25 protein-coding genes are annotated in these 24,654 nt (G+C 45.6%); 16 read left to right on the top strand and 9 right to left on the bottom strand.

All coding sequences use genetic code 11. The annotated features are described in order from the left end of the window. Positions 1-79: 79 nt before the first annotated feature. On the bottom strand, positions 80-1,915 hold the full coding sequence (locus AAKU61_RS17915; RefSeq protein ID WP_354334468.1) for a cache domain-containing protein: 1,836 nt from the start codon (positions 1,913-1,915) through the stop codon (positions 80-82). A 329-nt stretch (positions 1,916-2,244) separates the two neighbouring features. Here AAKU61_RS17915 and AAKU61_RS17920 point away from each other — a divergent pair, with 329 nt between their 5' ends. The 5 genes from AAKU61_RS17920 (at position 2,245) to AAKU61_RS17940 (ending at position 5,993) form a co-directional block, all read left to right on the top strand. Further along, a complete protein-coding gene (locus tag AAKU61_RS17920) occupies positions 2,245-2,535 on the top strand; it encodes a DUF427 domain-containing protein (protein ID WP_354334470.1) in 291 nt (96 codons plus the stop codon). Positions 2,536-2,674: 139 nt separating this feature from the next. Continuing rightward, complete coding sequence (locus AAKU61_RS17925) at positions 2,675-3,004, top strand: YbjQ family protein (RefSeq protein WP_323492780.1); 330 nt, start codon at positions 2,675-2,677, stop codon at positions 3,002-3,004. Between the two features lie 14 nt (positions 3,005-3,018). After that, entirely contained in the window at positions 3,019-3,324 is a 306-nt protein-coding gene (locus AAKU61_RS17930; protein WP_354334473.1) for a hypothetical protein, read from the top strand. A gap of 595 nt (positions 3,325-3,919) precedes the next feature. Further along, on the top strand, positions 3,920-4,357 hold the full coding sequence (locus AAKU61_RS17935) for a DUF4148 domain-containing protein (protein WP_354334475.1): 438 nt from the start codon (positions 3,920-3,922) through the stop codon (positions 4,355-4,357). A 376-nt stretch (positions 4,358-4,733) separates the two neighbouring features. Further along, positions 4,734-5,993, top strand: coding sequence for a hypothetical protein (locus tag AAKU61_RS17940; protein ID WP_354334477.1), 1,260 nt, complete (start codon positions 4,734-4,736; stop codon positions 5,991-5,993). A gap of 86 nt (positions 5,994-6,079) precedes the next feature. On the opposite strand, the gene AAKU61_RS17945 is transcribed toward AAKU61_RS17940, so the two are convergent. Continuing rightward, the gene (locus AAKU61_RS17945) at positions 6,080-7,813 is read right to left on the bottom strand and encodes an alkaline phosphatase D family protein (protein ID WP_354334478.1); all 1,734 of its coding nucleotides are present in this window, start codon (positions 7,811-7,813) and stop codon (positions 6,080-6,082) included. A gap of 398 nt (positions 7,814-8,211) precedes the next feature. Between AAKU61_RS17945 and AAKU61_RS17950 the strand changes: the two genes are divergently transcribed. Together AAKU61_RS17950 and AAKU61_RS17955 are read left to right on the top strand one after the other, a co-directional pair. Next, positions 8,212-8,958 carry an acetoacetate decarboxylase gene (locus tag AAKU61_RS17950; RefSeq protein WP_322120473.1) on the top strand — a complete coding sequence of 249 codons (747 nt, stop codon included), beginning with the start codon at positions 8,212-8,214 and terminating at the stop codon, positions 8,956-8,958. Positions 8,959-8,968: 10 nt separating this feature from the next. Beyond that, positions 8,969-9,751: a 3-hydroxybutyrate dehydrogenase gene (locus tag AAKU61_RS17955; RefSeq protein ID WP_322120474.1), complete on the top strand. Its 783-nt coding sequence runs from the start codon at positions 8,969-8,971 to the stop codon at positions 9,749-9,751. 423 nt (positions 9,752-10,174) lie between these two features. Here AAKU61_RS17955 and AAKU61_RS17960 read toward each other — a convergent pair whose 3' ends face one another. Then, the gene (locus AAKU61_RS17960; protein ID WP_354334481.1) at positions 10,175-11,197 is read right to left on the bottom strand and encodes a MerR family transcriptional regulator; all 1,023 of its coding nucleotides are present in this window, start codon (positions 11,195-11,197) and stop codon (positions 10,175-10,177) included. Between the two features lie 342 nt (positions 11,198-11,539). Here AAKU61_RS17960 and AAKU61_RS17965 point away from each other — a divergent pair, with 342 nt between their 5' ends. From AAKU61_RS17965 to AAKU61_RS17980, 4 genes are all read left to right on the top strand, one after another. Next, positions 11,540-11,851, top strand: coding sequence for a high-potential iron-sulfur protein (locus tag AAKU61_RS17965; protein ID WP_322120476.1), 312 nt, complete (start codon positions 11,540-11,542; stop codon positions 11,849-11,851). Positions 11,852-11,991: 140 nt separating this feature from the next. Beyond that, positions 11,992-12,693, top strand: a complete 702-nt coding sequence (locus AAKU61_RS17970; protein ID WP_354334483.1) for an SDR family NAD(P)-dependent oxidoreductase — start codon at positions 11,992-11,994, stop codon at positions 12,691-12,693. 426 nt (positions 12,694-13,119) lie between these two features. Further along, positions 13,120-13,677 (top strand): fasciclin domain-containing protein, encoded by a 558-nt coding sequence (locus tag AAKU61_RS17975; protein WP_503012632.1) that lies wholly within the window; start codon positions 13,120-13,122, stop codon positions 13,675-13,677. Positions 13,678-13,971: 294 nt separating this feature from the next. After that, complete coding sequence (locus tag AAKU61_RS17980; RefSeq protein WP_354334485.1) at positions 13,972-14,439, top strand: hypothetical protein; 468 nt, start codon at positions 13,972-13,974, stop codon at positions 14,437-14,439. A 279-nt stretch (positions 14,440-14,718) separates the two neighbouring features. Here AAKU61_RS17980 and AAKU61_RS17985 read toward each other — a convergent pair whose 3' ends face one another. The 3 genes from AAKU61_RS17985 to AAKU61_RS17995 form a co-directional block, all read right to left on the bottom strand. Next, positions 14,719-15,060 (bottom strand): hypothetical protein, encoded by a 342-nt coding sequence (locus tag AAKU61_RS17985; RefSeq protein ID WP_322120479.1) that lies wholly within the window; start codon positions 15,058-15,060, stop codon positions 14,719-14,721. A gap of 354 nt (positions 15,061-15,414) precedes the next feature. Continuing rightward, entirely contained in the window at positions 15,415-15,792 is a 378-nt protein-coding gene (locus AAKU61_RS17990; protein WP_322120480.1) for a hypothetical protein, read from the bottom strand. 195 nt (positions 15,793-15,987) lie between these two features. Continuing rightward, on the bottom strand, positions 15,988-16,536 hold the full coding sequence (locus tag AAKU61_RS17995) for a thymidine kinase (RefSeq protein WP_354334487.1): 549 nt from the start codon (positions 16,534-16,536) through the stop codon (positions 15,988-15,990). A gap of 310 nt (positions 16,537-16,846) precedes the next feature. Here AAKU61_RS17995 and AAKU61_RS18000 point away from each other — a divergent pair, with 310 nt between their 5' ends. Next, positions 16,847-17,308 carry an Hsp20 family protein gene (locus AAKU61_RS18000; RefSeq protein ID WP_354334489.1) on the top strand — a complete coding sequence of 154 codons (462 nt, stop codon included), beginning with the start codon at positions 16,847-16,849 and terminating at the stop codon, positions 17,306-17,308. Between the two features lie 118 nt (positions 17,309-17,426). Here AAKU61_RS18000 and AAKU61_RS18005 read toward each other — a convergent pair whose 3' ends face one another. Next, positions 17,427-18,563: an alpha-hydroxy acid oxidase gene (locus tag AAKU61_RS18005; protein ID WP_354334491.1), complete on the bottom strand. Its 1,137-nt coding sequence runs from the start codon at positions 18,561-18,563 to the stop codon at positions 17,427-17,429. A 229-nt stretch (positions 18,564-18,792) separates the two neighbouring features. Then, a complete protein-coding gene (locus tag AAKU61_RS18010; RefSeq protein WP_354334493.1) occupies positions 18,793-19,698 on the bottom strand; it encodes a LysR family transcriptional regulator in 906 nt (301 codons plus the stop codon). Between the two features lie 138 nt (positions 19,699-19,836). Between AAKU61_RS18010 and hmgA the strand changes: the two genes are divergently transcribed. Next, the gene (gene hmgA / locus AAKU61_RS18015) at positions 19,837-21,177 is read left to right on the top strand and encodes a homogentisate 1,2-dioxygenase (RefSeq protein WP_354334495.1); all 1,341 of its coding nucleotides are present in this window, start codon (positions 19,837-19,839) and stop codon (positions 21,175-21,177) included. A gap of 24 nt (positions 21,178-21,201) precedes the next feature. Beyond that, positions 21,202-22,539, top strand: coding sequence for a fumarylacetoacetase (gene fahA / locus AAKU61_RS18020; RefSeq protein WP_354334497.1), 1,338 nt, complete (start codon positions 21,202-21,204; stop codon positions 22,537-22,539). A 136-nt stretch (positions 22,540-22,675) separates the two neighbouring features. On the opposite strand, the gene AAKU61_RS18025 is transcribed toward fahA, so the two are convergent. Continuing rightward, positions 22,676-23,209, bottom strand: coding sequence for a cysteine hydrolase family protein (locus AAKU61_RS18025; RefSeq protein WP_354334499.1), 534 nt, complete (start codon positions 23,207-23,209; stop codon positions 22,676-22,678). Between the two features lie 509 nt (positions 23,210-23,718). On the opposite strand from AAKU61_RS18025, the gene AAKU61_RS18030 reads away from it, so the two are divergent. Together AAKU61_RS18030 and AAKU61_RS18035 are read left to right on the top strand one after the other, a co-directional pair. Continuing rightward, positions 23,719-23,871, top strand: a complete 153-nt coding sequence (locus AAKU61_RS18030) for a hypothetical protein (protein WP_354334501.1) — start codon at positions 23,719-23,721, stop codon at positions 23,869-23,871. Between the two features lie 11 nt (positions 23,872-23,882). Continuing rightward, positions 23,883-24,587, top strand: a complete 705-nt coding sequence (locus tag AAKU61_RS18035) for an EAL domain-containing protein (protein WP_354334503.1) — start codon at positions 23,883-23,885, stop codon at positions 24,585-24,587. Positions 24,588-24,654: the final 67 nt, after the last annotated feature.

The following is a 24,654-nucleotide window of genomic DNA, read 5'->3' on the forward strand; positions in this document are numbered from 1 at the left end:
AAAATTAAGCCAGCTCTCCTGAATCACACCTTTGAACGAAAATCGATAAAAATCACGAAATCTGCTCGCTATCTGGGGTTTATGGAGGGCTTACAGTTAATTTGAGGTTGAACTCCATATTGCCGGAAGCAATTTTTTCCATATCCAAGATATCGTTGATCAAGCGCAGTAAACGATCTGTATTACGCATTGCAACTATCGTCAATTCTTTGACCTTAGGCGGAATTTCGCCAGCAACTCCGGCTGCAACCAAACGCAAAGCACCATTGATTGAGGTTAAGGGTGTGCGCAGTTCATGGCTAACGGTTGAGACAAATTCGTTCTTCATCATCTCTACCCGTTTGCGGTCGGCGATATCAAAACTCATCGCGTAAAATCCTTCTACAATACCCGCATCATTCAATGCCGGTACGTAAATAGATTGATAATAATAGACTCGATTATTGATGGTTCCTTCGGCCTCAAAACTGACACGTTCACCAGCTAATACTCTTTGCACATATGTTGCTAAGCCTGCGTAAAATTTGTTGCCAACTACCTCTCGCAAAGTCTTGCCCATCAGCTCCTCAGGCTTGACACCAAACTCCGTAGTGACGAAAGCGCTTACAAATAAATAGCGCTCTTGTGTATCCATAAACGTGATGATGCTGGGAAGATTGTCAGTAATCGCCTGCAAGCGACTTTGCGCGCTGCGCTGACGTTGCAAAGACAATTCCAGCTCATTAGCCTTAGTCTCAATTTCACGCGTGCGTTCAGCGACTGTGGATTCAAGACTCTCATTGGCACGTTCGATTCCGGCTAAATACTGCCCTTCTTTTTTTACCATATCGGCCAGAGTCACAGATAAAAGATGTGCCTCATGGAATCCATTGACGATGGGTATAGATTCCAAGGTGCGATGCTGTCCGCGGCGCTCTATTGATGAACTTAATTGTATTAAAGAGGATGACAAACGACGCGCCATCATTGCCGCAATAAAGGCTAATATCAGCGCTAGCACACCGCCTAAATACAAAATTTCGTGTTCTAGATTGCGCAGTGCTGCCATGGCAAGATCCTTGCGCTGGCGTACTAAAATACTCCATTTCAATGCGGGATAATTTCGCTGGTTGCCGGTAAGAGCATAACCGGTAAGGTATTCTTGCCCATCCTCCCATTTCTCTTCCGTGGCACCACTTTTGCCAGATCGTGATTGCGTCAAACTGGTAGATTTAATCTTCTTTTCTTCCATGCCTTTGGGTCCAAGAATGACCGTGCCGTCCTCACGCACGACCATAATCTCGGCAGAATATTGTTGGTTCACCGGTGATAATAAAGTCCGCGCCATTTCACGCGCCCAGCCCCAGCTTAAATGCGCGCCGATAACTCCGCGATAGGTGCCATCAGATGAATGGATAGGGATAGATACATCCACAAAACGCCAGGGATCTGCACTGTAGGGCATCTGCTTTTGTAGCAATAAGGCGGGATGGTAATCTCCAGCGTAGAGCCCTTTTTGGCCTTGTTGAAACCAAGGACGCTGACTGACATCCGCACCTTCTAACAAACCCTTAGTCGCAGCAATGACTTTGCCATCCGGTGCCGCGAAACCGATCCAGGCATAAGATGGAAAAGTCGTTTGTAGTGTATCGACAATGTTACGAATATCGCCTGGATCTTTTGCGTCTTTAATTTGATTTAATTGCGACAGCAGTTGAACATCGCCGACGGCTTTTTGCATCACCTGGTCTAGCTCATCCCGCATTTGCCAGGAGAGTTGTTGCAAGCGCTGTTCGGCCTGCTTTTGCGCATAATTATCTGCGAAATGGTCTACCAGAACTAACATCGACAGGACTGTGCACAGCACAACAATGCTGACACCACCAGTCAATAAGGTGGCAAGTTTTGGCCGCGATGCTTGCTTCGATAAAAACATAGCTTGTTATCACCCAAAAGTAATACCGTAAATATGCGGACTAACTGAGTTACTTAACTGTTAGTAATTTGTATATTCGTTAATCCAATTTTTGGATCGGGGGATAAATAAATAATCATTCACAGAATACCGTCTGGAAACATCATATTCAACTACTCGTCAAAAGACAATCAACAATCTTAGCTAGCTTGTAACTGACATTAGCGGCGCTATAGTGAATGCAGCAATGTAACTAATGTAACCAACTGAGAACGTCATTAAGCATCCAATACACGGGTAAAGCGTAAGGCGTATGATGCATTTTTCACTCCAAGGAAAGAAGCCCGATCATGCCAAAAGCAATATGGAACGGAGCGATCATCGCTCAAGCGACGGACGAGGAAGTTGAGATTGTCGAGAACAATATCTATTTTCCGCCAAACAAAGTAAATGCTGAATACCTAAAAAACAGCGCCCATCATACTGTCTGCGGCTGGAAAGGCACGGCAGATTACTACAGCCTTGAGGTGGATGGAAAGATCAATGAGAACGCCGCCTGGCTGTATAGAACGCCCAAAGACGCCGCCAAACAAATCGCTGGATTTATCGCCTTTTGGAAAGGCGTGCAAGTAACATCCTAGCGTGTCGCCATCAAATTGGCACATGCCAGATTGATGGTAAATCGGTAGTCATCAGATGGTAATTCCGTGCGTGGATTACCGTTTTAGAGAACTGTTTGGCAAGTTACAGTGCGGGCTCCCCCACCAATAAAGGAACATCATGTTAATCACCACCACAGAAAATATCGCTGGCTACCGTGTGCTGGAAGTCAAAGGGCAAGTGTTCGGCGTGGTCGTCCGCAGCCGAGGATTAGGTGGCAACATCATGGCGGGATTGCGCTCCATTATTGGTGGTGAGATTACAGAATACACATCCTTGCTGGAGGAAGCGCGTCGCCACGCGGTTGACCGCATGGTGAAAAATGCGCGCCTAATGGGTGGTAATGCAATTGTGATGATGCGGTTTGATTCCTCCGAAATCGGTCAGACCATGAGTGAAATCGTGGCCTACGGCACAGCGGTCATTGTTGAGAAAATTGAGAAAAACTAGGGAGTGTTGACCTAATGTTACGCACCACATTATTGTTCGTCGGATCGTTAATGACGATCACAGGCCTGGTTTTTATATTGGCCGGCAACGCGCATGCATTGCCCGTCACCCTTTGGGGAGTGATTTTGTTGGCCGCGCTGTTGTTGGAAAAATGGCGCTATCGACCAACCGCCACAATCACAGATTTAGATAAAGGTGAATGGCAAAAAACTGACGAAGAGTTTATCGATCCAGAAACCGGTGCACTCACCCAAGTGTTCTACCAGGCTGCAACGGGGGAGCGGCGTTATGTGCCGCTAAGTGTAAGTAAGTATAAATAAGTGTAGTGAGCCTAAGTAAATATCACTTAGGGCTAATCTGTTTAGCTCATCACGATAAGGTCATCAATGAGAAATCTGAGCCTTCTAAAACAACATAGTGCAAAAACAGACACATTAGCTTTGCTTAAACCTATCGCAGATTGACCATAGATGATGAGTGAGGCAAACATTCATCATAGCGATGCAAGTAGCCGCGCAGATCGCCAGTGTCAGTTAGTTAAAGGTAATTTTATATACTCCCCTTTATTTTTATTAAAAACACCATATTGACCAATGATTAATTGGACGATATAAATATACTCACTGTGAGTATATTTATATACATGTCTAAAAACAAATATAGAGTAAGTAATTAGAACTCGGAAAACTGTCGACAGCAGACATTTTTGATGAGATTTTTTAAGGAGTATTTTGTACAAATTTCCGTCTTAAGAACATTTTTATCCTCAATTTTTTTCATCTTAAGGTGATCTAGCGCACATAAGAATTGACGTAGGCAGGATATAAAGAGCAACATCACTTTGCAACATCAAGTAATGGCGTATCCGGTTCACATCTTGTTTTATCCGATAACAATACCTAAGGAGCCTCAAAAATGAAAAAGCATCTCTCATTGTTCGTTTTACCATTGGCCTTACCACTCATCATGTTGGCGAGCACGTCATATGCACAGAGCGCAACTGCCAGTGCATCTGCAAGCGTCGCAACAGGAAAAACTAAAGCCGAAGTAAAAGAGGAAATCAAAGCTGCCAGAAAATCCGGCGAGTTAGATAAGAATCAAGATTTAGATCCTATCCCTGTCAAAGCAGATAAAACCAGCGGCAAGACACGCGCTGAGGTCAAGGCAGAAGCTAAAGCCGCCGTCAAATCTGGCACAGCGACCAAAAATCTGGATTTAGATCCTATCCCAAAAACGGATAAAAGTGCAGGTAAAACCCGCGCAGAAGTAAAAGCAGAAACCAAAGCAGCAGGCAAAGCGGGGGAGTTGAACACCAATCTGGATGTTCCAGCAACGCCACCAAAAACCAAGTAAGTTTTCAAATCACTCATTGAGTTCGTCACTGAGGTAGTCACTGAGGCAGCCATTAGAAAAATCTCTGATGATCTGATGGTTACCTCGGCTTAGTGATTTTTTACTACCTTTTTGTGCTGTTTTGTACGAGCTGTTGAAAATCTTAAAAACTGACACAAAATCATTTCATTAAAACTGGAGTGCTTTTGCGTCAGTTTTTATTTTATTAACCATATTTTCCAATGATATTCAATAACCGCATATCACTACGCCATAAGGATGCAGATTTTGTTGTGCTAAATCGTTGCTTGTTCAGTAGAATCTGCCGAATACGATCAACATTCCGTCGGTTGACGCTTGGCGTCATTTACAAAAATTTTTCTATTGCACACCCATCATGATGACTTCTTCCCGGCTTATTTTATTGCTCACAGCAATCTCGGTTTTATCTGGCTGTGGCGGTGGTGGCGGATCAGATACGGCGTCATCGGGCTCTGTTGCAACGACACCGCCTGCTACGCCAACGACACCGACCACCCCTACCCCACCGACTACGCCAACTACCCCAACACCACCAACAGTGCCGACAGCGCCTGTTACGCCTTTACCTGACTCGGTCGCGGCGATTTTGGCGCAAAAAATGGGGAAGCCAAAACAATTCCTGATCGGCCTTGGCTCGGGCATGTCGACCACAGATATCAAAGCACAATCAATCACACCCGATATTTATGATCAGTATTTGGTTGGCGTCGGTAATACCGCATGGCCTAGCTGGAATCTGCCTAGTGGTGCATATGTCGGTATCACGGCAACTAATGCAAAAAATATTGGTGCTGTGCCGATGTTTACTTTGTACCAGATGGCACAAAATGGAGATGGCAATTTATCTGGTTTGACGGATGCCAACTTTATGACGAAATATTGGGCGCAGACAAAATTACTGTTCACTGAATTAAAGAAATTTGATGGTCCAGCCTTGGTCAATTTAGAGCCAGATTTTTGGGGTTATGTGCAAAGCCAGGCGCCTGGTGGCGACCCGACCAAACTCTCTGCACAAGTGACAATTATGCCTGAATGCTCTGCACTGACAAATGACGCTGTTGGTATTGCTGGCTGCATGTTAACGCTTGCGCGTCTATATGCGCCGAAAGCATTGGTCGGTTTTCCGGTATCGATCTTTGGTCGTAAAGAAGCGGATGTAGCGCAGTTTATGACTAAGATAGGTGCAGCCAAAGCAGACTTCATTGTGGAACAAACGATAGACCGTGATGCAGGTTGCTATGAGGTTTTGCCATCGCCAAGCGAGTGCAATCATTCAACTGCGGCACTGTATTGGGACGAGTCCAATTTGACCTCACCCAACTTCCATGACTACCTGAGTGGCGTCTCGATTATCCAGCAGGGTATCGGCGGTTTGCCTGTGCTGTGGTGGCAAATGCCGATGGGCGTGCCTTCGGCTACACCTGGCGGTACGCCTGGGCATTACCGTGATAATCGTGTGCATTACATACTGACTCACCCGGCAGAATTTACCAAAGTTGGCGGCGTTGGTGTTGTGTTTAGCGCAGGTGCGACCAACCAGACAACGATCCTTACCGACGGCGGACAATTTCAGAATTTGTGGAAAGCGTATATCAAAACGCCGGCAGCGCTTTAGCTTTTAGATCGGCTAATCAGTACAGATCAGTGCAGGTGAAACAGCATTGCTGCCACCTGCACTATTATCCAATTTAAGCGGCCGTATTAACCCGCATAAGTCAGAGTATCGGTCGATGTAGTGTAAGTCGAACTAGTGACCGAACTGACGTAAATATAATCCCCTTTTGCCACGTTCTGATTGACGGTAATCAGCATATAACCACGACGTGAGGTATCGATATAGTTGATGTCGTCGACCAGCGCTTTGATCGTACCAGCCAAGGTGGCTGGCGGCACCACTGCTGGCGGGAAAACGCCCTCAAATCCTGATGAAGTCACCGACATCCCCGCAAACTCTGCGCCAACTTGCGTGCCATCCGGCAAAGTTAATTTATTAAACCAAGCGTTGTGACTGTCACCGGATAACACCAAAAATTTCTTATTCGCTGCTTTGAGTTTATTGGCAGACGTGAACAGCGCATCGCGGGCGTTGGGATAGCCTTCCCAATTATCAAAATTGTAGGAAATTTTTGGATTTTTACTCAAGTCCAGCAAATCCTTTTGTGCTTGAGTTTGCAATGCAACTGGCGTCGCTTTTGCTGTCAAATAAGCCGTCACAGATGCGGTACTCAGATTCGTCGACAGCACAGATGCTGGCAATTGAATACGCCCCATCACCGTTTGATTGCCCAGCACTTGCCAAGTCGCCTTGGATGCGGTCATTTGGGTGTCCAACCAAGCTTGCTGAGTGGCGCCCATCAACTGCTTATTCTTATTGAACGCATATGGCAAAAACGCCGGATCAGCGATGTCACGACCTGATGCATCATTAGTGCGGTCTGGCTGATGCTCACGACCGATGATGCGGGTATCCAGCATATGTAGCGACAACAAATTACCAAAATCAAAAGAGCGATAAATCTTTAACAAATTGGTCGGATCCGGTGTACGGATGGGCATCCATTCGTGATAAACCTGACTCGCTGCAGCTTTGCGCGCCGCCCATGGACCTTGTGTGACTGGATCATGATTTTCTGCGCCATCCATGTAGGCGTTATTGGCAAACTCGTGGTCATCCCAAATCGCAATCATTGGCATGCGGGCATGCAGTGCTTTGACATACGGATCGGCTTTATGTAAGGCATGACGGGCACGATAATCGGCGAGGGTGACGACCTCATTCGCAGGTGCAGAAATACGCGCCGTGACCGCAGTGGCAGCCGGAGGATAAACGCCGTCTTTGTATTCGTAAATATAGTCGCCTAGGTGCAAAGAAAATTGCGCGCCGGATGAGATTGCGGAGTCATACGCGTTGAAATAGCCGGCAGGGTAATCACTGCAAGAGAATACGGCTAGCTTGACTTCTGACACATTCCCGACAGGCAAAGTGCGGGTACGTCCAACTGCCGATACGCTGTTATTGGCAGCGATAAAACGGTAATAATATTCTGTGTTGGGGCTGAGTCCGGTCGCATCAACTTTTGCGGTAAAGCCTGTATCTTTTGTCGTGGTTGTTTTACCGGAAGAAACGATGGTAGAAAACGTCGCATCCGTCGCTACTTGCCATTGCAAATCCACCGATGCGTCGGTAGATACTTTTGCATAGGTCCATAAAATTACCCGGTCAGATAAAGGATCGCCGCTGGCAATGCCGTAGTTGAATGATGCCTGCTCTAAATTAACATCCGCATTAGAGCCGCCGCAAGCAGTCAATACACCGCCAGAGGCGACTACTGCTGCGACGGATGACATTTTAATGACGAAGCCACGACGGCTCAGATTTTTTGGTGACTCTGTGTTTTGTATAAGCGCGTCTTGCGTTGGCTCGTTGGTTTTCATCTTGGGTATCTCCTCAAAAGAGGCCGATTTTATTCACCGCTTATGTCAACGGTATGACGTCCAGTACAAATTAAGCCCAAACTGAGCATCCACTCTATAAGTAACATTTGTAAAATTAATGAACTGGATAATATGTGCTCTGTCGTACAGATGTAGCATATGAAATCAGCTTATAGTGATGGATTAAGTTAGTCGCCAGCCTTGATAAATAGCTGGCGATTTGGTTAACGATTTGGCCGACAATTCTGCTGACGAATTAGCTAAATCCTCTATAGGTTTTGTACTCAGTTTTGTACTCAGTTTTGTACTCAGTTTTGTACTCAGTTTTGTACTCAGTTTTGTACTCAGTTTTGTAACAGTGCACGCTCTCTTCACTTACCACATCAAGGATTACGTTTATGACCGAAGATGAAATCCGTCGCAATGCGTTTGCGATGCCATATAGCAATTCTGCTTTCCCGCCTGGACCGTATCGCTTTACTGACCGCGAATTTTTAATCATCACCTATCGGACTGATCCCGAGCTTTTACAAAAAGTGATTCCAGCGCCGCTAAAGATGACGGAACCGATCGTCAAATTTGAATTTATCAACATGCCAGACTCCACTGGCTTTGGCCATTATTGTGAATCTGGACAAGTCATCCCCGTCACGCTGGATGGCGTGGAAGGCGGCTACGTTCATAGCATGTATCTCAATGATCATCCTCCGATTGCGGCTGGCCGCGAGTTGTGGGGCTTTCCTAAAAAACTGGGCGAGCCAGAATTAAAAGTCCACAAAGATACGCTGGTCGGCACGCTGGATTACAGTGATGTGCGGGTTGCAACCGGTACGATGGGATTTAAGCACACCAAACTGGATGTGGAGGCGGTCAAAAAATCGATGGCAGCGCCCAGCTTTTTGCTTAAAATTATTCCCCACGTGGACGGTACACCTCGCATCTGCGAACTGGTGCAATATAGCTTGACCGATATCATCATCAAAGGCGCCTGGGGCGGACCCGGCGCATTAGATTTAAGTCCGCATGCACTGGCGCCAGTGGCAGCGCTGCCAGTGCTGGAAATACTATCTGCTGTCCATATTCTGGCCGACCTGACGCTGCCGTATGGCACTGTCGCGTACGACTATTTGCAACAATCCAAATAAGGGAAATCTCATGTTACTCAAAGATAAAGTCGCTCTGATCACTGGCGCTGCCAGCGGTATCGGTAAAGAAATCGCCATGGAATACGCTAAGCAAGGCGCGAAGATTGTAATCGCCGATATGGCATTGGATGCCGCCACCGCGACCGCCAAAGAAATCGAACAAGCAGGCGGTACTGCAATGGCCGTGGCGATGAACGTCACTGACGAAGCGCAAGTGGACAAAGGCGTAGCAGATGCTGTCGCCGCTTATGGCAGCGTGGATATCTTGATCAGCAATGCGGGTATACAAATCATCAGCCCTATCGTAGATCTGAGTTTGGATAATTGGAAGAAACTGATCGCCATTCATCTTGATGGCGCTTTCCTCACCACCCGCGCTTGCATGCGTGCGATGATCGCCAGCGGTAAAGGCGGCTCAGTCATTTACATGGGCTCGGTCCACTCGCATGAGGCATCACCGTTGAAAGCACCTTACGTTGCAGCCAAACACGGTCTGGTTGGTCTGGCGAAAGTCGTTGCCAAAGAAGGTGCGAAAAATAACATCCGCGCCAATGTCATTTGTCCGGGATTTGTACGCACGCCATTGGTCGATAAACAAATTCCAGAACAAGCCAAAGAACTAGGCATTACCGAGGAAGAAGTGATTAAAAACGTGATGCTGAAAGAAACCGTCGATGGCGAATTTACGACGGTACAAGACGTTGCACAAACCGCGATATTCCTCGCCGCATTTGGTTCCAATGCGCTGACAGGTCAATCCATTACCGTCAGCCACGGCTGGCATATGCAATAACTGGTTTGATCACTTGTTCATGTAGATGAACTGAGGGCATCCAGGATTGAATCTTAGATTAACTAAGTGATCAACTAATTGATCGACTAATTGATAGACCAAGTAGTAGCCTGAATTATTAGCTGAATGGCTGGACTTATTTTTAGATTTTTTGCAGATTGATTGAAGGGAATCTGTCTGCGAAATTTCTTTAAATAAATCCAACATTTAGTCTGGACTTCAACTGATAAATCAATATACTTACCTATAGTATATTTTAATCGTCCAATTATTCTCTGGACAATCGGCTTATTTAGATAAAAATATCGGGGAGTATATTGTTTCAGCAAGCATATTTAAATGTGCTACGCCCGTTTTTCAACGCTAGTAAAACTTTACCCAAAAGCGACGCTGCACTTAATAACTCACCGCTCAATTCAATACTCAACTCACAGCCTCTTCCGTAACTCTTTTCATGCTCGGCGGCAATTCCAAACCCTCCGCAATTGCCACTCTTACTAAGGCATTTTCTAAAATCGCTCTGGCATGTCCGGCAGTTTGTTGAAGATCACGATGTAGAGCGGCATCATCAGCATTGCGGTTGGCGCACTCGGCACTGTAACGCTCAAAGCTGCCCAAACTGGTGACTAGCTCAACTAAATGACGTGGGCATTCGCAATACACCAAGTTGGTCGCATTGGCTAACTCAGATAAAGCGTGCTCGTCGAATCTTGGAGGTGGCGGATCACCTAGTTCATTCGCAGGCACGACGATTTTTACTTCCGTCTGCGGCAATCTCAGCAGCGCACGGCAAAGCGATTCAATTTCGATCGCGTCTGACGGTGCGCGTGCGACTTCATGCCCGACCGACCGCAAGCGCCGAATCACTGCACTCGGTGCAAAACGATACAAAACAATCGCCTGACTAGCACCAAACATCTTCTTGATACCCGCCACCGTGTCAAAAGTCGCCTCATTTAACAGCGGCAACTCAATCACGATGACATCCGCTCGCACGTTTTGCAAGTTGGTGGTAGCATCGACTACATTGACGGCGCGTCCCACAACTCTGAGCGCGTTATCCGATAAGGTTTCTTCAAACCGACGAGATGACACCAGCGGGCCGATCAATCCAACCCGCAACTCACGGGCAAGCTCACCAGCGAGTCGTGGCGGCGCTTCTAATGTTCTGGCGGCGCTGCGCATGGCAATCAACGCATCGGTCGGTAGCGACGCGATGGAGCCGATTGAGTGCCCCATATCGACTAGTTGCTTAATCAAAGTGAGACGTTTAATTTCTGTCGACGAATATAAACGCTGACCACGTTCACTCAAACGCGGACCGACCACGCTGTAGCGGCGCTCCCACACCCGCAAGGTTTCAACCGGCACACCAGCCAAACGAGCCGCAATACCGCTGCGGTAAGTCGCCGCATGTGGGTCATTCATATTATTTTCGGACGCCATAATTTCCCCCAGTTCAGGTTGAATCTCACTTCAGACAAATACACAGTAAATACTGCAATTGACACATCAATGAACCGATATTATCACAGTATATCGATTCAAGTTCTGGACACAAATCGGATAACAGCCTAAATTAGTAATACAAATCCAGTTCAATAAAATAGAAATTTTTATCTTCGACTGGTAACACGGCGCAACGTAACGCTCACTTGAATTATTTTTTGATGATAAATTAGCGCATCAATTGATTGCTCATACTTAGATTGCTGCCTCATTTATCGACTGTTCAATTGATTGATTTACTCAGTTATACACTTTTAGTCCCTTTTTAAAGGAAATACTATGACAACCCGCCGGCAGTTCATATTTACTACCATCCCTTCCACTGCAATTTTGTTAGGCACTGCAAATATTGCGTCAGCTCAAGCAGTCCATTTGGAAGAAAGTGATCCTATCGCAACCGCACTCGGTTACAAAAACGATGCGAGTAAAATCGATGCAAAAAAATATCCCAATAAAGTCGCCAACAGCAATTGCGCTGGCTGCCAATTATTCCAAGGTAAAAGTACCGATGCGTGGGCAGTGTGCGGTGCAGTCGGTGGCAAGCAGGTAAATGCCAAAGGCTGGTGCAGTGCCTGGAATAAAAAAGCCTGATTAAGCCAAGTGACGATAATCACTGACATGTGACATTAATGCGTTCGGGGATCAAGGTTTTACCGATTTTGATTTCTGAACGTTGATTTCTGAACGTTGATCATATCAACGACAAAAGTCACTACAGACCCAAAATAACGATGAATTCATTTCCACAAGACAGCGTTTGTGTGGTGATTGGTGCGACCGGCGGCATTGGCAGCGCGCTCCTGTCTGCATTAGAAAACAACGGCACTTTTAAAACAGTTATTGGCCTTAGCCGTAGCAGTTTTCCTGCACTAAATTTACTGGAAGAATTTTCGATTGCAAGCTGCGCGGAATACATCGCAAGCGTTGGCGTACCGCGCTTAATTATTGATGCAACAGGACTCTTGCAACGCGATGGAATGCAACCAGAAAAAAGCTGGCGACAACTAGATCCTGCACACATGATGGAATCATTTGCAATCAATGCGATTGGTCCCGCTTTGCTGATGAAGCACTTACTCCCTCTACTGCCGCGCGAAGGCAAATCGGTGTTCGCTACTTTGTCAGCCAAGGTCGGTAGCATTGGCGATAATCACTTAGGTGGCTGGTACAGTTATCGCGCCTCTAAAGCCGCTTTAAATCAACTCGTGCACACCGCGGCGATAGAATTAAATCGACGCCAGCCCGAAGCAATTTGTGTCGCGCTGCATCCGGGCACGGTACAAACATCTTTGTCATCGCCATTCAGTAAAACGGGGCTGGAGGTGCAAACGCCTTCCACCGCGGCGACACGTCTGCTCACAGTAATTGATCAACTCATGCCAGAAAATTCTGGGCAGTTTTTAGATTACCGAGGTGATTTTTTGCCCTGGTAAAACTGAGAAATTTTTATCGAAAATAGGCTAAAAAAATGTGCTTAGATTTTGTTTTTCTGAATACATTTTTCTCAGCTAATTAATGACAACTAGAGCTCAAATACATCGCAAATTTGCGCTCTTTTAATTGAGATTAATTTCAGTTAATTCAATATACTCCCTATCAATTTTATAAAAAACCCTTCACTGTCAAAATAATACCTGGACAAGTAATATATACTCTCCACTAGTATATCCATCAACAGATAGGAAATTCAAATGGATATTTTCTATCTCCGATAAAAAAACGACTGAATTTTATTGGAGTAACGATGCCGTTTTTTTATGGAGTTAAATCACTTATTTTTTTATTTCTTGAATCCGATTGATCCTTGCTCGCGTAAATGATTAGGCAATCATGCACAAGTAATTCTTCAGGAGATAGACATGCGTAAATTTAGCCCAGCAATTCTGTTCGTAGCATCCATGATGACGTTCGGTGCCAGCTATGCTGCTGACATGACCGTGATGGTCGGTGGTCAAAGTATGTTTCCAAGTAAAGATATTGTTGACAATGCCGTCAACTCCGCAGATCACACAACATTAGTCGCGGCTGTCAAAGCAGCCGGCCTGGTAGATACACTGAAAAGCAAAGGTCCTTTCACCGTATTTGCACCAACCAATGCAGCCTTCGCCAAACTACCGGCGGGCACGGTAGAAACATTGGTCAAGCCAGAGAACAAAGCAACACTGACAAAAATTTTGACCTACCATGTGGTGCCAGGTAAGTATGATTTTATGGCGCTCGAACGCGAGATCACCAAGCAGTCCGGCAAAGCAACTTTGCCAACGGCAAGCGGTGGTAAATTGATGTTCACCATGAACGGAAAACACAATATTGCAGTGATGGATGAAAGCGGCAACACAGCCAATATCAGCACGTATGACGTGTATCAATCTAATGGCGTAATCAATGTGATTGATACTGTTTTAATGCCAAAATAATTGGTCAAATGCTGCACTGATTTTTGACGCATTTGTTATTAATTTAGAGAACTTAGTAGTCGAATTTATTGCTTAGCGACTACTATGTTGCTCTTCTATGGCGTGTAGCGCGAACCATTCGCACTACACGCCGTTTGCATTTTTATTGCGCGTCTCTTATACAAATGCATCTAGGACGGAACTTTATACAGTCTATTCATCTAACATAACAGAAGCAGCAATCGTTATTAGGTCAACGGATGTGTTTGGGTAACGTTGTATAGATATTGCCGCAAGGCGTATGAGGTAGAAATGATGAAAAAATTTATACTAGCGATGTCAGTAACGTCCATCATCGCAGCAACCGGATCTGCGTTTGCTGCGGACATCGGCGTCTCCATCAACATCGCGCAGCCAGGTATGTACGGTCGCATTGATATAGGCAGCGTACCAGGCCCACAAGTCGTTTATAGCAGGCCAACAGTGATCTATGCAGCACCCGTTGGCGTCGTCAGAGAACCAATGTACTTATACGTACCGCCTGGACATCAAAAAAATTGGCGTAAATATTGCGGCAACTATAATGCCTGCGGCCAGCCAGTCTATTTTGTGCAAGAACGTTGGTACCGCGATGTCTATGTGCCGCGCTACAGAGAACATGAACACGGAAGAGACTACCGCGATGATCGCAGAGACTATGACAGGGATCATGACCGGGGTCACGGCAAAGGCCGCGATGAAGATCATGGTGATGACCATGGCAGAGGCCGTAGAGATAATTAATTTGAATTTGATTTATCCATCTCCAGTCTGACAATTAAAATAATTGTCAGACTTTTTTATTGCAAGAATTTTTATTGCAATAAGTACAGGCATTAAAAATCCCCCATGGCATTCAATATGTGATGGGGGATTTTTAATAACTCAGACAAGTTAAACTCAACACAAGTCTGAAATGAATGAAGATGAAAACGAACCGGCGGGGCTTACGTAAAATTGCTCTTGGAAGAAGATCAACCTAGGATGCATGACGCCGCTGAGACGTCTTTGCGTAAGCCCTGATTAAAAAACTTCAGCAAGCTCTTTCGTGACGGATGCTAACTGGAACGCCTTTAAGGCTTTCAACGCATCAGGTACGGCTTTGATAACTTGATTACCGTTGATCAATTCAGAGATGTGGTGCTCCAGCGCCGCTGTATCTCTGTCAAGCTTGAAATGAGCTGGTCTGTCGGTTTGCATGATGCTCCAGCGCGCAACTGGTGCGTTACCAGTTTTATTTAACAGGGAGCGATCTGTGAGCCATTTTTCAAATGATCGTGTCGATAAGTTTGCATCGATCCAAACCAGATTGTTGGATGACGCTGTATTTTGTCCAGAAGAGCGGATTAATAATTCGTAGATCATTTGTAAGTACTCCCTATTTATCGGAGCATTTCTGTTACAGAAATGTCTTATCCTCGTAGCTAAAAGCGTTTATCTCCCCATCTTGGTTGACAAGAATTTGGATTTTTTTTGGAATTCTCTGTAAAAACCCATTTTTTATGTAGTTTTGGCCTTGATTTAAACTTTTTTTGCAATTTTATTTGGTAATAAAATGTTATTTCTGTAAATGGAAGTCTAAATAATATAAATATATAAATAAAAAATCCGGCGTTTAAAGCGCCGGATTTTTGTTGTGGACTGAGCTAAAAAGTCACGTCTAATGCAATTTATTTAACAAAATACACTTAGTAAAATACAAATACATTCTTGAACTAATTACTGAGCTGGTTTTGGTTTTACATCTTCCGTTTTTACGTCTTTCGCTTTGGCATGAGTTTTATGCTTAGGCTCAGATTGTTTAACCTCAGTTTTCGCATCTAACTTCTCTTCCGACGCTGGCGTTATTTTTGCAATTGGAGCAGATGCAGCTGGTGTCGTTGCACTCGCTGTTTTGCTGATGATATGGGTAGCAGAAGAAGCCGTAGCAGCTTTGCCAACGACTGGTGCTGTGGTGGTAGAGGCAGCGACTGAAGCACTTGCACTGGCAGAGGCCGACGCAGATGGAGCTACAGGTTTCGCTGTCGTAGTTGTTTGGGCGAACGCTGTACCCATGACGAAAGTAGTAGCGACGAGTGTGGTGATCAGCTTGTTCATGATTAATCCTGTTCTTGAGTATGTTTGCCTTTATCGGCTCTTATTTACTTCACGTAGTCAATCTACGTATCTCTCAAACGCCACTCGCTTAGTTTCTGTTGACAGGTAAAGTGTTGCGAATTGTTACTGCGTATTTTTATTTTTATTTTTACGTATTACAGGAAATCGCACAGGCGCTGAGCAGAAGAAAATTTCTCAAGAATAAAAGCATTTACCGCACACATGTTGATACCGTTCATTGCCACCAATCGCTACTTGCTCGCCCGCTTTAACACGCTTGCCATTGGCATCCAGACGAATATTCATAGTGGCTTTTTTTCCGCAAGCACAGATATTTTTTAGCTCTTCAATATCGTCGGCAAGTGTCAATAAATAAGCCGATCCAGGAAATGGTTCTCCCATAAAATCGCTACGCAAACCATAGCAAATTACCGGTACGCCTTTGACTTGTGCGAGCTGATGCAACTGACGTACCTGAGCCGATGTCAAAAATTGTGCTTCGTCTACCAACACACAATTGACTTGTGGGATGGCTTGTAAAAAGTCGTAGTCGGCATCAAATATCTCCGCATCACGTTGCGGGCCTAAACGTGATGTCACTTTGCCCTGACCGTAACGATGATCAATTGCCGCCGTGTACAGCCGCACTTTTTGTCCTTGCTCTTCATAGTTATGAGCGACTTGTAGCATGGCAGTAGATTTACCTGCGTTCATTGCTGAATATCTGAAATAAAGTTTTGCCATAAAATTTTTTAAATAATTGTAATTCCAATGTCGGACGTGATTGTAAATCCATTCGTTCCGCTTCAGGTAATAGATAACCGAAGTATCAATTTACTCATTACAAAAATATGAAATAAATCAACGATAAAATTATTTAATAAAAATAATAAATCTGATTGAAAAATTTTTGAAAAAATAAAGTCTTGAAATTCTAAAACAGTATGCCCATATCTGTATTAGCAAGTGCTCAACAGAGGCTTGCTAGCTTATTCAGCATGGAGCTGAAAATAGCTTTTTTCCATATCGCTTACTTTTATTTCGAGGATATATCATGCGTAATTTTGACTTTGCCCCACTGTACCGTTCTGCCATTGGTTTTGACCGTTTAGCGCATTTATTTAATGAAGCGCAACGCACTGATGCAGCCCCCAGCTATCCACCTTACAACATCGAATTGATCGGCGAAGATAAATACCGCATCACGATGGCTGTCGCTGGCTTTGAGCGCTCTGAACTGGAGTTGGAAAGCGAATTAGACACCTTAAAAATCGTTGGTCGAAAACAAAAGGATGAGACTCAATCCACCTTCTTGCACCGCGGTATTGCAGCACGTGATTTTGAGCACCGTTTCCGCCTAGCAGATCACGTCAAAGTGGTTGGTGCCAAACTAGATAATGGTTTACTGAATATAGAATTAATCCGCGAAGTACCTGAAGTATATAAGCCAAGAAAAATTGCAATTGATGGCGATAACTTGCATATCGTCAAACAAGCTGAATTAGAAGCGGCTTAAAAGATCGGAGCGATATCACGAATTGATATCGCTCCGGTTTATAACAAGACGATAGCAAAAATCACTGCACAGATATTTTCTGTGCAGTGATTTTTTAGTAATCTGCTCTGTTAAATCTCTACAGCTGTGCCAGATTATGTCGCCCAACCTCACGAATATCTTTAGTACCTGTCAGCGCCATACTGACATCTAATTCTTTGTGCAAAATCTCCAGCATTTTAGTCACGCCTTGCTCACCCATCGCACCCAAGCCATATAAAAAGGCACGTCCAACCATGCTGCCTTTCGCGCCCAAAGCAGTGGCTTTTAAAATATCCTGACCAGTGCGAATGCCGCCATCAAACCAGACTTCGGTTAAGTGCCCGACCGCATCCACAACAGCTGGCAATGCTTGTATGGACGACATTGCGCCATCTAATTGACGACCACCATGATTGCTAACGATGATCGCATCGGCACCGGCTGCGACGCCTAATTTAGCGTCTTCTACGTCCAAGATGCCTTTAAGAATTAACTTGCCACCCCACTCTTTTTTGATCCAGGCCACGTCATCCCAATTTAAGGTTGGATCAAATTGGCTCGCAGTCCATTGACTCAGGGTTAAAATCCCATCACCTCCTTTGACGTGTCCAACTAAATTGCCAAAGGTTTTACGACCAGTCAATGCGCGTAGCGCCCATGCTGGTTTGGTCGCCAGATCAAGGATATTTGCCAGCGTTAATTTTGGCGGAACTGACATGCCGTTGCGGATATCTTTATGTCGCTGACCCAAAATTTGCAAATCCAACGTCAATACTAAGGCCGAACATTTTGCATTTTTTGCCCGCTGTATCATTTCTTTGACAAAGCCACGATCTCGCATGACATAGAGCTGAAACCAGAATGGTTTTGTAGTAACGCTCGCCACATCTTCAATCGAACAAATACTCATGGTGGAGAGCGTGAAAGGAATACCAAATTTTTCTGCTGCGATTGCGCCCAGCATCTCGCCATTAGCCCATTGCATGCCCGTCAATCCTGTCGGAGCAATCGCGACAGGCATGGCAACTTCTTGCCCTACCATCGTCGTGCGGGTAGAGCGCTGATCAACGTTGATGGCAACCCGCTGACGTAGCTTCAGTTTGGCCAGATCATCGGTATTGGCGCGATACGTGCTCTCGGTATAGGAACCGCTATCGGCATAGTCATAAAAGGCTTTCGGCACCCTTTTTTTTGCCAGTAAACGCAAGTCTTCTACGCAGGTGATGATGGGCATGCTGATTCTCCGTCACAATTAATTATAGATACAGGACTTACGCAAAAATACCCCAGCTGCGTTGCAACGACTCGTCGTACTCAAGTACTGTCTTCGTCGCTGCGCCTTGCTGGAACAATTTTGCGTAAGTCCTAAGATACAAAGTGTAGGGCAAAACTTTATGGCGATGGCAGAAAAGCTTTCAGTCCTGGGGTGAAGGATTTTCACCCCATTAGTTTGACAAGCTGACTTACTCCGCAAACTGCTCTGCAATAAACTGGCGCAACCATTGATTGCCTTCGTCCTGGTTATAGCGGCGATGCCAGAATATATTCGTTTGCAAAGAAGGTAAGCGTAGCGGCGGGCGAACATACTTTAAATTGAACGGCGCTGCGGCACGCTCTGCCAACTTTTGCGGCACCGTCACTAACAGATCGGTCGTGCTGACTATATAAGGTACTGCCACAAAATGTGGCACACAAAAATGTGCTGCCGCCTTGATGCCTGCCTTATCCAAGCTTTGATTAATCCTGTCGTAAGGACTCTCTTGCGATGCCACGATCAAGTGTTGTGCTGCTAAAAAATCACTCAAGCTGATTTTGTCACCAGCTAAAGGATGGCTACTACGGAACATGCTGACATAATTTTGTTTAAACAGTCGACGCTGGTAGAGTGCGCCAGAAATCGTATCAAATGCGCCAATCGCTAAATCAATCCGCCCAGCCTCCATCTCGGACTTCAGATCAATACTGCTGGCGCGGACGGTAGAAAACTGCAATTGTGGCGCCAATAACTGACATCGCTCCACCAGCACAGGCATAAAATAAACCTCACCCACATCCGTCATCGCAATCGTAAATTGCCGTTTGCTGCTTGCGGGATCAAAACTCTCTTGTTGATTTAATGCCTGGCGAATATTTTCTAAAGCGCTGGCGATTGGCTCAGCTAAGCCGGTGGCTAACGGGGTTGGTTGCATGCCTAACACCGTACGGACAAATAATTCATCATCAAAAGTACGGCGCAGCCTTGCCAGCGCGTTACTGACAGCGGGTTGGGATAGCCCTAGCTTTTTTGCGACAGATGAAATTTGCCTGTCCTGAAATACTTCCTGAAAAATTACCAGCAAGTTCAGGTCTATGTCTTTCGGTTCTATCATTTAAAAATCGCTTAAAAAGTTCTTAACCATTATTGATTTTGTGAATGTAGTACATTTTTGTATTTATGTCGCAGGTTTTGACTAGCTGGACTATATTGATGTCACATCAAAATTGCGCTTATTTCTGTAGGAACTGCCATGCCGCACATTAAAGAACATTCCGCTAATTCTGCCTATTCTTCTATCCAGCGCAGCTATCAAACCGGATTTGCGAATGAATTCGCCACCGAAGCCTTGCCCGGCGCATTGCCCAAAAATCAGAACTCACCACAGCAGTGTGCGTATGGCTTATATGCCGAACAAATTTCTGGCACGGCATTTACCGCACCGCGCCATTCCAATCGCCGCTCATGGTTATACCGGATCAGGCCAGCGGCAATGCATCAGCCCTTCGTGCAAATTGATAATGGCGCGATGACTAATCAGTTTGATCAGGTACCATCGACACCCAATCAATTACGCTGGGATCCGTTGCCGATGCCGGATAAAGCGATCGATTTTATTAACTCGTGGATGACGATGGCGGGGAATGGCTCAGCGGACGCACAAAGCGGTTGTGCTATCCATTTGTATGCGGCGAATCTCGATATGAGTGATCGGTTTTTTTATGATGCTGATGCGGAGTTACTGATTATTCCGCAACAAGGTCGTTTGCAGATTAAAACTGAACTCGGCGTCATCGATATTGAGCCGCAAGAAATCGCTGTCATCCCGCGTGGTATCCGGTTTCAAATCACGCTGCCGGATGGTGCCGCGCGCGGTTATGTCTGCGAAAATTTTGGCGCCGCGTTTAAGCTACCGGATCTGGGCGTAATAGGCTCCAACGGCCTGGCAAACCCACGCGACTTTATGACTCCGCATGCGAGCTATGAAGACCGCGAAGGTGATTTTGAATTGCTGGCTAAGTTTAGTGGCAATTTGTGGTCTGCCAAAATTGGCCACTCGCCGCTGGATGTCGTTGCATGGCATGGTAATTTTGCGCCCTACAAATATGACTTGCGGCACTTTAATACCATCGGCTCTATCAGTTATGACCATCCCGACCCGTCGATTTTTTTAGTCTTGCAATCTGCCAGTGATACCCCGGGCGTTGACACCATCGACTTTGTGATCTTTCCACCGCGCTGGCTGGCAGCAGAAAATACCTTCCGTCCGCCCTGGTTCCATCGTAATATCGCCAGCGAATTTATGGGCTTAATCCACGGCCAGTATGATGCTAAATCCGCAGGGTTCAGACCCGGTGGCGCCAGTCTGCATAATTGTATGAGTGGTCATGGCCCGGATGCTGGTACGTTTGACAAAGCAAGTACAGCCGACACCAGCGCACCGCATAAGATCGCTGATACCATGGCCTTTATGATCGAGACTCGAACCATCATCAAGCCGACGCGTGCGGCAATGACGTCTCCGCAATTGCAAGCCGATTACTACCAATGCTGGATGGGTATCAAGAAAAATTTCAATCCCAATCAAGCCTAACGATATCCAAATAGGAACCTCAATATGAGCAATCAAGCGACTCTGCAATTGAATGAAACCCACGATATTAACTTGCGTAGCTGGGTCACCTCTGCGAATGATATCAACAGCGATTTTCCGATACAAAATTTGCCTTATGGCGTGTTCCGCAAGAAAGGGACTGCAGAAAATTTCCGTATCGGTGTCGCGATTGGTGATCGGATTTTGGATCTTGCCGCAGCACATACGCTAGGTGTTTTTTCAACGTTAAAATCGACGGCATTTGATCAGGCGATCCGCAGTAATCACTTAAATGCCTTAATGGAGTTAGGGAACGCGACCTGGACAACATTACGTCTGCAACTATCGCGAGCGCTGCGTGAAGGTATGTCACAACAAGATTTATTGAAAAGTGCTTTAGTGCCGCAAGCAAATGCGGAATATGCTCTGCCTGCACACATCGGTGACTACACCGATTTTTTCACTTCCATCCATCATGCGACGGCTGTGGGTAAATTATTCCGTCCTGATAATCCACTGATGCCCAATTACAAATGGGTACCAATTGGCTACCATGGTCGTTCATCATCGGTTGTGATCTCTGGTCAGCAGTTCCGTCGCCCTGTCGGACAAACTATGCCACCGACGGCGACAACTCCAGTGTTTGGTGCAGCAAAGCGGATTGATTATGAAGCCGAGATTGGTATTTTTGTAGGGCGAGGTAATGCACTCGGCGATGCGGTAGCGATTGATGACGCAGAATCGCATGTGTTTGGCCTATGTTTGCTCAACGATTGGTCGGCACGCGATATGCAAGCCTGGGAATACCAACCACTAGGACCTTTCCTAGCAAAGAATTTTGCCACCACGATTTCGCCTTGGGTCGTCACGCTAGAAGCTTTGGCGCCCTACCGTTTGCAGTGGCAACGTGATGCTACCGACCCGCAACCGCTGCCGTATCTGGATTCTGCAGCGGTGCGTGAGCAAGGTGCATTTGATGTGCAGATGGAAGTTTTGCTACAAACCAAATCTATGCGTGAGCAAGGCCTGCCTGCGCAGCGTTTATCGCTTTCTAACTTCCGTCATTCTTACTGGAGCGTTTCGCAATTAGTGGCGCATCACACCGTCAACGGTTGTAACCTGCGGGCTGGAGATTTACTCGGCTCTGGAACTCAATCGGGTCCTACACCGGAAGAAGCGGGATCGTTGTTGGAACTGAGTGTCGGCGGCAAACAGCCACTGATATTAAGTAACGGTGAACAACGCACATTTATGGAAGATGGCGACTCCGTCATCATGCGCGCCTGGACGGAAAAGTCAGGCTTGCCGCGGATAGGTTTTGGGGAAGTTGAAGGAACTTTACTGCCTGCACGACAATTTTAAACTGTGAACTGATTAAATAAAAAAAGCGTATGCAAATGAATTTTGCATGCGCTTTTTTTATCGATGTACTGACAGATCGTCGCTAAACCATAAACGCCTGACTCATCTTATATAACTTATCTAACTTATATCTTAGTTAGATCAGCACATCGCTCGCCGCAACGGCAATAGCGAGCACCCCAAAACTGTCTATATTGGTGAGGGTGCGGTTATGATGCCGGATGATCTGCGCGGCAGTCAAAATCTCGCTATCTTCAGTGGTATGTGCATCCGCAACCAAGACCACAGGATAAGTCAACGCCAATGCTCTGCGCACCGTGGTGTCAACACAAAATTCTGTCTGCATACCGCAAATAATCAGATCAGTTATCGCATGCTGTTTCAGCAAAGAATCTAACTCCGTCTGATGAAAAGAATCTGAAGCAGTCTTACGAAGCCGTAAGTCGCTTGGCTCAATATGAAGACCGTCCGCCAGTTGCCAAGCTTTGCTGCCAAATGCCAGTAAACCTGATGATGACTCATGCTGGATAAAGATCACGAGCGCACCTGCATCTCGCGCTTTTTTTGACACCATATTAATGTTGGCAATGACACGTTGCGATTCAAAAGTGGCGTACTTACCTTCACATAAACCTTGCTGGACATCGATGATTAACAGTGCTGTTTTCATGGTTTGGAGTCAGTTTTCATTATGAGTAACTAAGCGGATAGTTATTTTATATGATCGTATATGCGGCGTCATATTAGGCCGCCTACATAGACGATTAATTTTTATAAGCTTGTTTTGCGTAAATTGCCGCTCTACCTAGTCCTTGGGGCAAATCCCAGATATCCACTGCGACATAGTGTAATTCTGCACATATGCGCAAACCAACTATCCAACCGCGAAACGATTCGTTCTGATTTTTTGTAGTGTGTTTTATTCTGCAAGGCACAAACAGCAATAACCGATGGCATGCAATCAAAACTAGCCTCGGCGGTCGATATTGGTTGCAACGTCTTTATTAAAATTTTACTGAATATTCTGGTAAAACCTATTTTCGCTAAATATATATACTCCCTATTGGTATATTTAATTGTCCATGTAATTCCTAGACAATAGAGCATATTTTAATAATTTAGTGGGGAGTATATTCAATATCAAGCGTATTTTTTACCGACATACGCATTGGAGTCAACATGACATCTCCTGCTTTACAACAATATTTGCGGCATTTACAGCTTGCCAATCCAGCTAACACTCACATCCGTCTGGATGCGCAAGGCCAAGCTTTGGGGCGATATTTTCATTCGACCTTGACGAGTACATTTCAGCCAGTTCGGCTCATCTAGATCAGCACATCGTGGCTTATGATGGTTATGCCCGTAGTTATGCTGTTGATGGCGAGGGCTTACATATCTGGAAATTGCTTGACCACGCCGCTAATGATGATGAGTCAGTAGAGCTAGATAGCTTATGCCGGATTTTGCATACGATCAATTTTTACCAGCAAGCGTCATCGCAGACGACGACATTGGATTTGTTTTTAAGCATCCACACCCGCTTGTTAACCGCGGTAGAAGGTAATCATGGCGCGGCGTTTCGGCGGATTCTTCATCTGCTGGAGTTGCCACAGCAGCAGATCGTTTTGCAATTGCCACAAATTATTCCTAATCAGCGCTGGATGCTGCAACACGTAGCAGACAATTATCGACGTAACGGTTTTAGGATAGGCGTGCATGCGAGCGATACCTTGCAGGCATTGGAGCTCATGGCAAAAATACGTCCCGATGTCATCAAGATTGATGTACGCCAGGTTGTCGCCAAGGACGCTGGGGCTGAGTCTGCACAACACGACTCGTTGCGGACTTTATTGAAGCATGCAAATCAACTCGGTAGTCGCGTCATATTTAAGCGGATAGAGACAGATCAGCAGTTGCAATCATTGGCACAGATTGTAGAAGAGCTGTCAGCCAACCAGACCTTGCCTTATTTCTTGCAGGGATTTTTGCTGGATACACCCAAGGCCAGCCTTGGCGTCGATAACGAGATTGCGAAAGCTGCTTGAGCAAAATACTTATATGACCGGTAACTTCCCGCAAAAAATCCTGCCCTTTATACGAAATTCATCTATC

Origin of the sequence: Undibacterium sp. GrIS 1.2 (genome assembly GCF_040544435.1) — a bacterium.
Classification (GTDB): Bacteria; Pseudomonadota; Gammaproteobacteria; order Burkholderiales; family Burkholderiaceae_D; genus Undibacterium.